Origin of the sequence: Agromyces sp. 3263 (assembly GCF_031456545.1) — a bacterium.
GTDB lineage: Bacteria > Actinomycetota > Actinomycetes > Actinomycetales > Microbacteriaceae > Agromyces.
In genome coordinates, this window is the sequence record NZ_JAVDUV010000001.1 from 697,085 (window position 1) to 711,023 (window position 13,939).

At 73.1% G+C, this 13,939-nt stretch carries 10 protein-coding genes; 7 read left to right on the forward strand and 3 right to left on the reverse strand.

The features are described from left to right. Positions 1 to 29 precede the first annotated feature (29 nt). The 5 genes from J2X63_RS03085 to J2X63_RS03105 all read left to right on the forward strand — a co-directional run bounded on the left by J2X63_RS03085 (position 30) and on the right by J2X63_RS03105 (position 5,287). Positions 30 to 1,079: a LacI family DNA-binding transcriptional regulator gene (locus J2X63_RS03085; protein ID WP_309973781.1), complete on the forward strand. Its 1,050-nt coding sequence runs from the start codon at positions 30 to 32 to the stop codon at positions 1,077 to 1,079. 185 nt (positions 1,080 to 1,264) lie between these two features. Beyond that, positions 1,265 to 1,468: a hypothetical protein gene (locus J2X63_RS03090; RefSeq protein WP_309973783.1), complete on the forward strand. Its 204-nt coding sequence runs from the start codon at positions 1,265 to 1,267 to the stop codon at positions 1,466 to 1,468. Between the two features lie 410 nt (positions 1,469 to 1,878). After that, on the forward strand, positions 1,879 to 3,135 hold the full coding sequence (locus tag J2X63_RS03095; protein ID WP_309977773.1) for a Gfo/Idh/MocA family oxidoreductase: 1,257 nt from the start codon (positions 1,879 to 1,881) through the stop codon (positions 3,133 to 3,135). Between the two features lie 2 nt (positions 3,136 to 3,137). Further along, on the forward strand, positions 3,138 to 4,412 hold the full coding sequence (locus J2X63_RS03100; RefSeq protein WP_309973786.1) for a dihydrodipicolinate synthase family protein: 1,275 nt from the start codon (positions 3,138 to 3,140) through the stop codon (positions 4,410 to 4,412). Further along, positions 4,409 to 5,287 (forward strand): sugar phosphate isomerase/epimerase family protein, encoded by an 879-nt coding sequence (locus tag J2X63_RS03105; protein ID WP_309973788.1) that lies wholly within the window; start codon positions 4,409 to 4,411, stop codon positions 5,285 to 5,287. Before J2X63_RS03100 ends, J2X63_RS03105 begins: the two co-directional genes overlap by 4 nt. Here J2X63_RS03105 and J2X63_RS03110 read toward each other — a convergent pair. Then, positions 5,277 to 6,149: a hypothetical protein gene (locus J2X63_RS03110; RefSeq protein ID WP_309973791.1), complete on the reverse strand. Its 873-nt coding sequence runs from the start codon at positions 6,147 to 6,149 to the stop codon at positions 5,277 to 5,279. The two genes, J2X63_RS03105 and J2X63_RS03110, sit on opposite strands and share 11 nt — an antisense overlap. Positions 6,150 to 6,199: 50 nt before the next feature. Then, a complete protein-coding gene (locus tag J2X63_RS03115) occupies positions 6,200 to 8,803 on the reverse strand; it encodes a DUF4062 domain-containing protein (RefSeq protein WP_309973794.1) in 2,604 nt (867 codons plus the stop codon). 174 nt (positions 8,804 to 8,977) lie between these two features. Here J2X63_RS03115 and J2X63_RS03120 point away from each other — a divergent pair, with 174 nt between their 5' ends. Then, entirely contained in the window at positions 8,978 to 10,693 is a 1,716-nt protein-coding gene (locus J2X63_RS03120; protein WP_309973796.1) for an FAD-dependent oxidoreductase, read from the forward strand. Positions 10,694 to 10,796: 103 nt separating this feature from the next. Here J2X63_RS03120 and J2X63_RS03125 read toward each other — a convergent pair whose 3' ends face one another. Further along, complete coding sequence (locus tag J2X63_RS03125; RefSeq protein WP_309973799.1) at positions 10,797 to 12,566, reverse strand: ABC transporter ATP-binding protein; 1,770 nt, start codon at positions 12,564 to 12,566, stop codon at positions 10,797 to 10,799. Positions 12,567 to 12,611: 45 nt separating this feature from the next. Here J2X63_RS03125 and J2X63_RS03130 point away from each other — a divergent pair, with 45 nt between their 5' ends. Continuing rightward, positions 12,612 to 13,934, forward strand: coding sequence for a GNAT family N-acetyltransferase (locus J2X63_RS03130; RefSeq protein WP_309973801.1), 1,323 nt, complete (start codon positions 12,612 to 12,614; stop codon positions 13,932 to 13,934). Positions 13,935 to 13,939: the final 5 nt, after the last annotated feature.

Here is a 13,939-nt window from a genome sequence, read left to right on the forward strand (position 1 = left end):
CCGAGGGGCGGCAGACTGCAGGAGGACCGATGACCGACGGCGGCATCCAGACCAGCCGGAACGCACCGGCGACGCTGCACGACGTGGCGCGCGAGGCGGGCGTCTCGCTCGCGACCGCATCGCGATCGCTCAACGGCAGCACCCGCAAGGTCAACGAGGAGTACCGGCAGCGGGTGCTCGAGGCCGCCGCCCGGCTCGACTACTCCCCCAATCTCTCGGCGCAGGCGGTCGCGCGCGGCACCACCACGACGGTCGCGTTGCTCGTCGCCGACATCGCCGACCCGTACTTCTCCTCGATCGCGGCCGGCGTGGTGGCCGAGGCCGACACGGCCAGGCTCATCGTGACGATGGCGGCGACCGAGCGCGACCCCGATCGCGAGCTCGAACTCGTGCGCACGCTGCGAGGCCAGCGTCCCCGGGTGATGATCCTGGCGGGCTCGCGGCCGACCACCGACCCCACCGACGGTGCGCTCGGCGAGGAGCTCGCGGCCTACGAGCGCGCGGGCGGCCGCGTGGTGCTGATCAGCCGCAACGAGTACGACTTCCGCACCGTGCTGCTCGACAACCGAGTCGGCGCCGCCGCCCTCGCGCGCGAGCTCGTGGGCCTCGGCTATCGCCGCTTCGCCGTGGTCACGGCCCGCGAGGGGCTGCGAACCGCCGCCGACCGCCTCGCCGGGTTCCGCGACGGGCTCGCCGAGGCAGACATCGAGCTCAGCGACGACGACGTGATCCGCGCGGAGTTCACACGCGACGGCGGCTACGACGGCACGACGGCGCTCATCGCGCGCGGACTCGACGGCATCGAGGCGATCTTCGCCGCGAACGACGTGATGGCGGTCGGCGCGCTCTCCGCCGTGCGAGACGCGGGACTCACCCCGGGCGTCGACCTGGCGGTGGCCGGCTTCGACGACGTTCCGACCGTGCGCGACGTCACGCCGCCGCTCACCACCGTGCGGGTCCCGCTCGAGGAGATCGGGCGCCGCGCATTGCGCCTCGCCCTCGGCGACGAGGACGTCGCGGCGGAGGGCGCCGTGGCCACCGAGGTCGTGCTGCGCGAGTCGACGCCGCGCCGGGGCTGAGCCGGGGCTGAGCCCCGCGGCCAGCCACCCCGGCGCCCGGCCCGCAGTCCGGTCATGCCGCGAAGGCCGGCCCGCGGCATCCGATCTCCCACCGGGAGGATGCCTGCGTCAAGACCCCTGCGCAGCAGCGCCGGTTCGTGGGAAAATACTGCCCTGCCACAGACGGTCCCATCGTGAGGTGCACCATGAACCCCTTCCTCGCCGCGCTCGAGATCCTCGCCCTGCTCGCCGGAAGCGTCGCCTGCCTGGTGGCGCTCGCCGCCGTGTCCGAGTCGCCGCTCCTGCGGCGCCGACGGTCCGAGCAGCACTCCGCGGCCGACCGGAAGGCCGAGCAGCCGGCGGATGACGCCGAGCTCACGTCCGGGCCCCGCGTGCGCAGCGCCGGCTGACGCCCTACGACGGAGCCGCCGCACAGGGCGCTCACTGACTCGCCGACGCGTCCGGTCGCAGCGAGTGGCCACGATCGGCGCTTTCGCGCGCCCGCAGCCCGCCAGAAGTGACCACTCGGCGTTCCGGGCGGGCGCGCCGCCGCGTGCTGCGCCCCGGTCGCAGCGCTCCCGGCGCGCGGGTCGCAGCGCTCCGGGCGCGCGCGCCGCAGCGCCGCCCCGCACAGGGGTGTTGCGCATTCGCCATGCCTGTCCTACACTCGGGTAAACGCTTTCCCGCAGCGAAGCGGCGGCTCCCGCCTCCGCCCGCTCCCGGCTCGAACAGGAAATCCACCGTGGCAGAGCAGACCACCCCGCAGGCCGACCAGCACGGCAGCGAACAGCAGACCGCGCCCGAGACCATCGGCATCATCATGAACGGCGTCTCGGGCCGCATGGGCTACCGACAGCACCTCGTGCGGTCGATCCTCGCGATCCGCGAGCAGGGCGGCGTGCTCCTCGCCGACGGCGAGACCCGCGTGCAGGTCGAGCCGATCCTGGTCGGCCGCAGCGAGAAGAAGCTCGCCGACCTCGCCGCCAAGCACGGCATCGAGCACTGGACGACGAACCTCGACGAGGCGCTCGCCGACGACCGCTGGCAGATCTACGCCGACTTCCTCGTCACGAAGGCGCGCGCGCAGGCCATCAAGAAGGCGATCGCGGCGGGCAAGGCCATCTACACCGAGAAGCCGACGGCCGAGTCCTTCGAGGAGGCGCTCGAGCTGGCTCGCCTCGCCGAGGCGGCAGGCATCAAGAACGGCGTCGTGCACGACAAGCTCTACCTCCCGGGCCTGCAGAAGCTGAAGCGGCTCATCGACTCGGGCTTCTTCGGGCGCATCCTGAGCGTGCGCGGCGAGTTCGGCTACTGGGTCTTCGAGGGCGACTGGCAGCCCGCGCAGCGGCCCAGCTGGAACTACCGCGCCGAGGACGGCGGCGGCATCATCGTCGACATGTTCCCCCACTGGAACTACGTGCTCGAGAACCTCTTCGGCCGCGTCGAGTCGGTCTACGCCCGCGCGGTCACCGAGATCCCCGAGCGCGTCGACGAGCAGGGCCACCCCTACGCGGCCACCGCCGACGACGCCGCCTACGCGATCTTCGAACTCGAGGGCGGCGTGGTCGCGCAGCTCAACTCGAGCTGGACGACCCGCGTGAACCGCGACGAGCTCGTCGAGTTCCAGGTCGACGGCACGCACGGCTCGGCCGTGGTCGGCTTGTTCGGCTGCAAGATCCAGCCCCGCAACGCCACCCCGAAGCCGGTGTGGAACCCCGACCTCGCCGACGAGCACGACTACGCCGCCGACTGGATCGAGTCCCCCGGCAACCGCGAGTTCGAGAACGGCTTCAAGACGCAGTGGGAGGAGTTCATCCGCCACGTCGTCGAGGACGCCCCGAACCACTACGACTTCCTCGCCGGCGCCCGTGGCGTGCTCCTCGCGGAGGAGGGCCTCAAGTCCTCCGCCGAGGGCCGCCGCATCACGCTGCCCGTCGTGGCGCTCGACGGCGCGTCGACGGATGCCGCGGGTGGAGCGGGTGGAGCGGATGCCGCGGGCACAGCCGAGACCACGGGCACCACGGATGCCGCGGCGCCGGCGTCCGTCGAAGCCCCCGAGCTCACCGGGGCGCGCTGACCATGACCGCGATCACCCTCATCGACGGCACCGGCGATCTGCGCGCCGTGCCGCTCGCGGAGGCGCCGGCGTTCTCGAAGCCGCGGCATCCCCTCACGAGCCGGATCGCCTATGCGGCCGCGCACGTGGTGCCCAAGCCGTTCGCCGACAACACGCCCGGCGAGCCGGCCGACATCGACTGGGACGCGACGCTCGCGTTCCGCCACCACGTGTGGGCGTGGGGGCTCGGCGTCGCCGACGCGATGGACACCGCGCAGCGCAACATGGGGCTCGATGCCCTGGCCACGCGCGCGCTGATCAGCCGTAGCGCCGCGGAAGCGGCATCCGTCGGGGGCAGGCTGGTCGTGGGCGTGAACACCGACCACGTCGACGAGGAGCACATCTCGCTCGAGCAGGTCATCGACGCCTACAAGGAGCAGCTCCACCACACGGAGGATGCGGGTGCGGGCGTCGTGCTCATGGCGAGCCGGCATCTCGCGCGGGCGGCCCGCACGGCCGACGACTACCGCCGTGTCTACCGCGAGGTGCTCGCCGCGGCGGGCGCCCCGGTCGTGCTGCACTGGCTGGGGCCGGCGTTCGATCCGAGCCTCACCGGATATTTCGGTTCCGCCGACACGGATGCCGCGGCGTCGACGCTCCTGCAGATCATCGAGTACAACCGCGACAAGGTGCAGGGCGTGAAGATGAGCCTGCTCGACGCCGACGCCGAGATCGCGGTACGCGAGAAGCTCCCCGAGTCGGCGCGCATGTTCACGGGCGACGACTTCCACTACGTGGGGCTCATCGAGGGCGACGAGCGCGGCCACTCCGACGCGCTGCTCGGTGCGTTCGCGGCGCTCGCGCCGAACGCGTCGGCGGCGATCCAGGCGCTCGACCGTGGTGACGTCGCGGCGTACCGCGAGATCCTCGCCCCGACCGAGCCGCTCTCGCAGCAGGTCTTCGCCGCGCCGACGTACTACTACAAGACGGGCGTCGCGTTCCTGTCCTGGCTGAACGGCCACCAGGCCGCGTTCCAGATGGTGGGCGGCCTGCACGCCGCCCGCAGCCTGCCGCACCTCTCCCGCATCGTCGAGCTGGCGAACGCATCGGGCTCGCTCGAGCGGCCCGAGCTCGCGGCCGCCCGCTGGCACTCGCTGCTGACGCTCGACGGCATCGACGTCACGGCGGCGGTCCCGGCATCCGCTGACGATGAGGCGACCCCTGAGACGGTGGATGCCCCTGAGACGACGGCTGCCGCAGCCGAGGCCCCGTCCGACGACGTCGAGGTGCTCGCATGAGCGCCCACCCGCGCCTGTCGCTGAACCAGGCCACGATCAAGTACGCCTCGCTCGACGAGGCCCTCCAGGTCACCGCGGCCGGCGGCTACGAGTCGATCGGCCTGTGGCGCGAGCCGGTGCACGCGGTCGGCCTCGACGAGGCGGCGCGCCGCCTGGGCGACTCGGGTCTGCGCCTCTCGACCTACTGCCGCGGCGGCTTCTTCACGATGCCCGAGGGGCCCGCCCGGCGCGCGTCGATCGACGACAACCGCCGTGGCATCGAGGAGACGGCCACGCTCGCCGCCGCCGGCGCCGCGGGCTCGACGTCGACCTACGTGCTGGTGGCGGGCGGCATCCCCGACGGCTCCACCGACCTCCTGGGGGCCCGCGCCCGCGTCGCCGACGCCCTCGCCGAGCTCGCGCCCGACGCGGCGGCGGCGGGGGTCACGCTCGCGATCGAGCCGCTGCACCCGATGTACGCGTCGGATCGCGCCGTGGTCTCGACGCTGAAGCAGGCGCTCGACCTCGCGGCCCCGTTCGACCCGTCGGTGGTCGGCGTCACCGTCGACACGTTCCACATCTGGTGGGACCCCGAGGTGCTGCCGCAGATCGCCCGCGCGGGCGCCGAGGGCCGCATCGCGACCTACCAGGTCTGCGACTGGAAGGCGCCGCTGCCGGCCGACGTCCTCCTCGGCCGCCATTACCCGGGTGATGGCGTCATCGACTTCGCGTCGCTCACCGACGCGGTCGAGGCGACCGGCTACCGGGGCGACGTCGAGGTGGAGATCTTCAACCAGGAGATCTGGGACACCCCCTACGCCGAGGTCGTCGCGCGCACCGCCGCTGGCTTCGGCTCGGCGGTCGCGCCGCACCTCGCGGCATCCGTCACCGTCTGACGTTCCCCCTCCGCGCCCGCTCGAGGGAGGCGTAGAACACGACGTAGACGACGGCCGACAGCACGATGCCGCCGACGAACAGCCAGGCGCTCGGCCGCTGCCACTGGAAGTCGCCGATCCGCACGACGATCGCGATGAGGATGCAGGCGAGGCTCGCCAGCTGCGCCTGGAACACGTGGCGGAACGCCGACCACCGGTCGTCCCACAGCATCCACACGTTGACGAGGCCCGGCAGCGTGAGCACCGCGCCGACGACACGGGCCGTGAGCGGGGTGACGTCCCACGCCCAGGCGCCGATGAGCAGCGACGGGGAGATGAAGAGCACCAGGCCCGTGACGGATGCCGCGGCGCCGACGAGCGCGAGCACGTACCGCCATGGCGCGGCGATCTCGATGTCGTCGCCCTCGGGCATGCCGTCGTCCTCGCGGAGGTTCAGGATGATCGCGATGAGGATCAGCACGGGCGTGCACGCGTAGAGGGTGGCCCACGTGATGAACGAGACGTGGCCGAAGTGGAAGCGGTCCCAGTGCAGGATCGTGGCGATGGCGAGCAGCGTCGCGAAGACGAGCACCGCCGGGAACCCGTGCCGCACCCGATGCCAGCGCCGCTGCACCGCCACCTGCGCGAAGAACCAGATGCCGCCCGCGTAGGCGGAACCGAGCAGCATGGCGGTCATCGGCGGGGCGATCGTCCAGGCGAAGTGCTGCTCGGTGCCGCCCGGCAGCACGAGCAGCAGGAACGCGGCGGCGACGAGGAACGGGATGATCACGTAGGCGACCACGCGCGTGTAGGGCAGCACCCGGTCCTCAGGTCCGGCGTGGTGCCGGTCGGGCGCATGCGTTGCGGGTGCTGCGTCGCTCATGGGGTGCCTCCTCGGGATGGGTGGGCGGATGCCGCGTGCGCGGCGGTCGGTCAGGTCGGCGGGTCCGGTGTCCCACCGCGACCCAGGGCGATGGCGACGGCCTCGTCGAGGGGAAGCCGGCGGCCGTGCGCGCGGGCGGCCTCGAAGACCGGGGCGGCCGGCGAGGCGAGGAGGCCGTCGATGAACTGCTGGTGGAACGAGAACGACGGCGCGTTGTAGAGCCCGGTGCGCTCGCGAGCCACCTCCGCCGCGCCGATGAGGGTGCCTGCCCGCTCCACGTCGCCCGTGCCGGCCGCCACCGCCGTCAGCCCCTCGAGCCCGTAGGCGATGCCCTCGTCGTGGTGCAGGCGCTCGGAGTTGGCGAGGCTCTCCTCGAAGCACTCCCTCGCGACGTCGAAGGCGCCGAGCAGCACCTCGACCCAGCCGCGGTGGTGCAGCGCGATCGCCTCGCCGAGGTCGTCGCTCTGCCGCTTGGCCACGGCGATGCTCTCGTCGAAGCGGGCGAGGGCCGCGTGCACCTCCTGCCGGAACAGCGCCACCCGGCCGAGGGTGACGAGCGCCATGGCCTCGCCCCAGGTGTCGCCTGCCTCGCGGAAGAGGGACAGGCTCGCCTCCAGCGCCTCGTCGGCCCGGGTGGCGTCGGGTTCGCGCGCCCCGAGGAGTGCGAGGCCGAGGGAGATGAGCGCCAGCGCTTCGCCCGAGCGCTCCCCTTCGCGCCGGAACAGGGCCGCGCTCTCTCCGAGCCCCGGCACCAGCCACTCGTCGGGGTCCCGCCAGAAGGCGATCGCTCGGGTGAAGTACAGCGCGGTGGCACGCGTGAGATCGTCGAGCTCGTCGCCCGAGTCGAGCGGTTCGCGCATCCACGCCTGCACTTCGCCGAGGTGCCCGTGCACCCACCAGTACACGTACAGCGTCCATGCGAAGTGGGCGGCGGTCGCCCACTGGCGCGTGTCGAGCAGGTGCCTCGCGGTCGCACGGAGGTTGTCGCCCTCCTCGGCCAGCCGGGTGATCCAGGCCAATTGGGCGGGGCCCTCGAGCTCGTACTCCGCCTGCTCGCCGAGGCGCACGTAGTACCGGGCATGGCGGTCTCGCAGCGCCCGGGCGTCCTCGTGGCCGTCGAGCTCAGCGAGCGCGTACTCGTGCACCGTCGACAGCATGGTGAACACCGCGCGGTCGCCACGGTCCTGCTGGCGCACCAGGCTGCCGTCGACGAGCGCCGCGAGGTCGTCGATGGTGTCGGCGTCGGGGATGCCCTCCGCGATCCACTCGGCGGCGTCGAGGGTGAAGCCGCCCGAGAACAGGCCGAGCCGCGCGAGCAGCTCGCGCTGCGACGCGGTGAGCAGCTGCGTGCTCCACTCGATGGTGGACCTGATCGTGCGCTGGCGTTCGGGCAGGTCGCGTGCGCCGCCGCCGAGCACGAGCAGCCGGTTGCCGAGCCGCTGCAGGAGCTCTGCGGGGGCGAGCACGCGGGCCCGGGCGGCCGCGAGCTCGAGCGCCAGGGGCACGCCGTCGAGCGCCGCGCAGATGCCGACCACGTCCTCGACGTTGTCGACGGTGAGCTCGAAGTCGGGCTTGGCGGCGCGCACGCGTTCCACGAACAACGCCACGGCGGGCGATGCGAGCGCGCGCGCCAGGTCGGCGCCGTGCCGCAGGTCGGGCAGCGGCAGCGGCCCGAGCTCGATGCCGTGCTCGCCCGAGATCCGCAGCAGGATGCGGCTGGTCGCGAGCACCGTGAGACGCGGGGCATCCGTCAGCAGCGACCGGATCGTCGGGGCGGCCTCGACCACCTGCTCGACGTTGTCGAGGAGGAGCAGCATGCGCCGGTCGCGCACCGCCATGCGCAGCTTCTCGTCGAGCGTGCCGTCGCCGACGTCGATCACCCCGAGCGCATTGGCGATCGCCACGGCGACCTGCGCCGGGTCGGTCACGGGTGAGAGGTCGACGAACGCGATGCCGCCGGTGAAGCGGTCGCGCAGCCGATTCGCGGCGTCCAGGGAGAGCCGGCTCTTGCCGATGCCGCCCGGACCGGTGAGCGTCACGAGCCGGACGTCGTCGTCGGAGAGCAGGTCGACGACCGCCTCGAGCTCACGATCACGGCCGATCAGGGCGGTGAGCGCGGCCGGCAGCGAGGCGCTGCGCTCGACCGGGTCCGCCGCCCCCGTCGTGGGAGCCGCCGCACTCGTGAAGCGCTCGGCGAGCAGCGTGGCGAGGTCGGCGCGCACGAGGTCGGCGAGCTGCTCGGCGTCGGTGAAGTACGCGTACGAGGCGCGGTCGTCGGCCTTGATGCGTTCGAGGAGCTCCTGCAGCCGCGGCTCGCGGGTCCCGCCCTCGCGAACGTAGACGAGCTTGGGCAGCTGCGGCGGCGCCAGGCGGTACTCGTCCTCCAGTCCCGACAGCTCCTCGCCCGGTGCCACCCAGCCGTACTGCTCGCCGTACAGCCCCACGAAGATGTCGCTCTGCGCCAGGTAGGCGCGGTAGAGCTCGCGCGGCGGATGCGGCCGGGCGCCGAGCTCGAACATGACCGGGGCCAGGCCCAGCTGCTCGACCGCGGCGCGCACCGCACGACGCTCCGTCGCCAGCTCGCGGAGCGTCGAGCTCACGAACACGCGGAGGCGCTGGTCAGGGGTGCGGATCGGCCGATCAGCCGGGCTCATGCTCAGAGTCTGTTCCTCCCGGCATCCGCCTGTAAATAGCCCGGTGGAAGCGCGAGCATGCGAGGCGAGCCCGTGCGGCCGTCGCGCGTGGATGCTGGCGGCGCGACGGCGCCCGGCGGTACACTCGCGCCGTGGCGACCGACCGTCGCCGTCCTGACGCTCCGAGGGAGTCGCATGGATGCCCGGGCACCGGCGGCTGGACCGCCTGCGATCCTCGTCGCCTCGGCCGACGACGGGGTGCGCGCCTCCCTGCTCGGGCCGCTGCACCGGCGCTACTCGGAGGACTACCGCATCCTCGAGGCCGACGGCGCGACCGCCGCCCTCCAGGCGATCGACGCGCTCGCCGCCGAGGGCGGCACCCTCGCCCTCGTGCTCTCCGACGACGCCACTCCCGTCGACGACCACGAGACCGTGTTCGCCGCGGCTCGCCGGCGCTTCCCCGACGTGCGCCGGGGACTCGTGATCGAGTGGGGCGCGTGGGCGGATGCCGCGACCTCCGACGCCGTGCTGCGGCTCATGTCACGCGTGCAGATCGACTACTACGTCGTGCGCCCGGTGCACTCGCCCGACGAGTCGTTCCACCGGGCCATCACCGACTTCCTGCGCGAGTGGGAGGCCACCGCCGGCAAGCGCCATCGCGCGTTCACCGTCATCGGCGACGACGCGCAGCCGCGCACCCATGTGCTGCAGAACCGGCTCGCCCGCAGCGGCGTGCCGAACGAGCGGCTCGACCCCGACGACCCCGACGCGGTCGCGATGCTCGCCGAGGCGGGCGTGGCGTACGCGGGCGTGCCGCTCGTGCGCACCGCAGCCGGCCGGGTGCTCGTCGATCCCGACGACGCCGAGCTGGCCCGCGCCCACGGGCTCGACACGTCGCTGCCCGACCGAGTCGTGGATGTCGTCGTGGTCGGTGCGGGGCCGAGCGGGCTCGCCTCGGCGGTGTACGCGGCATCCGAGGGGCTCGAGACGCTGGTGCTCGAGGCCGAGTCGATCGGCGGCCAGGCGGGGTCGAGCTCGCTGATCCGCAACTACCTCGGCTTCTCGCGCGGCGTCTCGGGCTCCGAGCTCGCCCAGCGCGCCTACCAGCAGGCGTGGGTGTTCGGGGCGCGGTTCGCGCACACCCGCGCGGTCACGGGCCTGCGCCGGGTCGAGGGCGGCTTCGAGCTCGACGTGGCGGGCGGCGACGTCGTGCGCGGTCGCGCCGTGGTGCTCGCGACCGGTGTCACCTATCGCCGCCTGGCGGCACCCGGACTCAAGCCGTTCGTCGGGGCATCGGTGTTCTACGGGGCGACCTCGGTCGAGGCGCGAGCGCAGTCGGGGCGCGACGTGCTCGTGGTCGGCGGCGGCAACTCGGCGGGGCAGGCGGCGCTGCACCTCGCCCGCTACGCACGCTCGGTCGCCCTCGTGGTGCGCGGGCCGTCGCTCGCCGAGAGCATGTCGAGCTATCTCATCGAGGAGCTCGACGCGGCGGGCGTCGGCCTGATCACGCACACCAAGGTGGTGGATGCCGGTGCCGCCGACGATCCCAGCCGGCTCGACCACGTCGTGCTCGAGCGCACCGACACGGGCGAGCGGATGCCGCAGCGCGCCGATGCCGTCTTCATCACGATCGGCGCCCGGCCGCACACCGAGTGGCTGCCCAGCGAGGTGCTCCGCGACCAGTGGGGTTCCGTCATCACCGGGGTCGAGGTCGCCGAGGAGGGCGGGCCCGGCGCGTGGCTCGGGGACGGCGGCCGCGGCCCGACGCCGCTGGAGTCATCCGTGCCCGGCCTCTACGCCGTGGGCGACGTGCGCCGCGGGTCGGTGAAGCGCGTGGCCTCCGCCGTCGGCGAGGGCTCGGTCGTCATCTCCTCGGTGCACCAGCACCTCGGGCCGCACGTCGGCGGCTGACCGCCCGCCCTCGCCCGACCCGCGTCCTCGCGTCGACGAGCCGGTGAGGACGGGATCGGGGGGTTCCACGCATCCGATACCCCCGGATCCCGTCCTCGGGCGCTCAGGCCGACTGCACCCGGTCGAGCTCCGCGTAGCGCCCGCCCGCGGCGAGCAGCTCGGCGTGCGATCCCACCTCGACGACGCGGCCGCGCTCGAGCACCACGATGCGGTCGGCGCCGCGGATGGTGGAGAGCCGGTGCGCGACCACGAGGGTCGTTCGACCCCGCATCAGGTGCTCGAGGGCGCCCTTGATCTTCGCCTCCGACTCGGGGTCGAGGGCGCTCGTCGCCTCGTCGAGCAGCAGCACGCGCGGGTCGCGCACGAGCGCCCGCGCGATCGAGAGCCGCTGCCGCTGCCCGCCCGAGAGCCGGGCGCCGCGTTCGCCGACGACCGTGTTCCATCCGTCGGGTTGCGCCTCGACGATCTCGAGGGCGTTCGCGTCGCGCAGCGCGGCCAGCACGCGCTCGTCGCTCACGTCGCCGAGCCCGTAGACGATGTTCTCGCGGATGGTGCCCTCGAACAGCACCGACTCCTGCGGCACGACCGACACGAACCGGCGGAATGTGCGGAGGTCGAGCTCCTCCATGTCCACGCCGTCGAGCAGCACCCGGCCGCGCGTGGGACGGAGGAAGCCGAGCACGAGGTTGAGCAGGGTCGACTTGCCCGATCCCGACGAGCCGACGACCGCGACGGTCTCGCCCGCGCGGATGTCGAGCATCACGTCGTCGAGCGCCGGGGGGATGCCGAGGTCGTAGCGGTACTCGACGTGCTCGAGGCCGAGTTCGCCGCGCACTTCTCGCACCGCGCGCTTGCCCTCGTTGAACTCGAGGTCGGGCTCCTGCACGACCTCGGCGATCGACCGGATCGACTCGGTGCCGCGGGCGATCACGGGCAGCAGCATGAGGAGGTTCGTCGCCGCGCCGGTGAGCAGGGCGAAGTACGAGCTCAGCAGCACCACCTGGCCGGGGGTGATGGGGATGAGCCCGGTGATCGAGATCCAGGCGGCGAGCACGAGGCATCCGACGCCCAGCAGTTGCAGGCTGACCCACGACAGCGACGCGAAGCGGCCGTTGAGCAGGTCGAGCTGGAAGCCGGCGCTGCGCACGCCCTCGGCGCCGCGGGCGACTCGCGTGACGGCGGTCTGCTCGAGCCCGTGCGCGCGGGTGATGGGCATGAGCGTCGCCATCTCGCCCACTCGAGCCGAGAACTGCTCGACCTCGCGGCGGAAGGTCTCGTTGCGGGCGGCGCTGCGCCGGTTCAGGATGGCGCGCAGCAGCACGGCGAGCGGGATCGCGAGCGCGTAGACCGGAAGGAACGCGGGCACGTTGATGGCCGTCATCACGATGGCACCGAGCAGCACCATGGTCGCCGAGAGCAGCGGATGCGTCGTCTGCTGCAGCATGACCTCGACGTTCTCGACGTCGCGCACGACCTTGGTCTGCACGACGGCGGAGTTCGCGCGGGAGTGGAAGCCGATCGACAGCGACTGCAGCCGGGAGGCGAGGGCGTTGCGCAGGTCGGCGCCGATCGACCGCACGGCGCCCATGAAGAGCCGCGTGTACATGACGTGGTTCGGGTAGTTCTGCAGGAGCGCGACGAGGGCGACGCCCGCCCAGAGCCAGAGGGTGGACATGGGGCCGCCGTCGACGACGACGTCGATGATGCCCGCCGTCACCACGGGCAGCAGCCAGAGGGGCGTGTCCTTGAGCGCGAAGAAGCCGACCGCCGTGAGGACACGGCTGCGATGGAGGTCGAGGAGGCGGAACACCGAGCGGAGCGGATGTCGCCCGTCGATGGCCCGCTCGATCTGGGAAAGCGTTTGCCCGGTCATCCTTCCATTGTGCCGCCGATCAGGTCGCCTCGCTACGCTGGACCGATGTCCTTCGATCCCCGCAGCATCCCGGTCGATCCCTCCGCAACGGCCGCGCTGGCAAGGAACGGACTCGAATACCGCCTGCTCGACCCGGCCGACCAGCCCGCCATGCGAGCCTGGGCCGAGGCCGAGACCCGGGGATTCCACCACCCGCGGCCGCGGGAGATCGACCTCGACCACGACGTCGCCGTCGCCGGCGAGCGCCGGGTGCACGGCGTCTACGACCGCACCGCGGCGCACCCCGAGGTGCCCGTCGCCACGGTCGACGGCTGGCCCACCGGGCTCAGCGTGCCGGGCGGGCGCAGCGTCGACGCCTGGGCCGTCAGCGCCGTCACGGTGTCGCCGACGCACCGCCGTCGCGGCATCGCCCGGGCCCTCATGGAGGGCGAGCTCGCGAACGCCCGCAACGCCGGGGCCGCCCTCGCCATGCTCACGGCGACCGAGGCCACCATCTACGGCCGCTACGGCTACGCCCCCGCGGCCAGGGCCGCCACGATCACCGTCGACCGACGCCGCACCCACTGGATCGGGCCCGACGCCCCGGGGCGGGTGCACTTCGTCGACCCCACCTCGCTGCGTGAGGTCGCGCCGGGCATCGCGCGCCGCGCCGTCGCCCGCACTCCGGGCGAGATCGACCGGTGGCCGGGCATCATCGACCGGGCGCTCGGACTCGTGAACCCCGACGGCGATCGGGCGCGCGCCCTCCGCACGGTGCGCTACGACGACGAGCACGGACAGCCGCAGGGCTTCGCGAGCTTCCGGGTCACGCGCGAGCCCGACGAGCCCGGCGTGCTCGAGTTCGACTTCCTCTCGGCCGCGACGGACGACGCCGAGCGCGCGCTCTGGCGCTTCCTCGTCGAACAGGACTTCGTCACCGCCGTGCGCGGCCGCCTGCGGTCGGTCGACGAGCCGCTGCCGTGGCTGCTCGAGGACCCGCGCGCGGTGACCATCAGCGACGTCGGCGACCACCTCTGGGTGCGAGTGCTGGATCCGGTCGACGCCCTTTCCGCGCGCCGGTACGGACTCCCCGGCTCGCTCGAGCTCCGCGTGGCCGATCCGCTCGGCCACGCGCGCGGGCGCTTCCGGCTCACCGTCGACGACCGCGGTCGCGCCGAGGTCGAGCGCCTCGACGAGGGCGCCGCCGCGGCATCCGGCCCCTCGCTGCAGCTCGGGGTGCAGGAGCTCGGCGCCGTCTACCTCGGCGGTGTCCGTCCCTCGGTGCTCTCGCGAGCGGGACGCATCGTCGAGACGGCTCCGCGGTCGCTCGCCTTCGCCGACCGGCTGTTCGAGGCCGAGCGCACCCCGCACCTCAGCATCTGGTTCTGACGGCC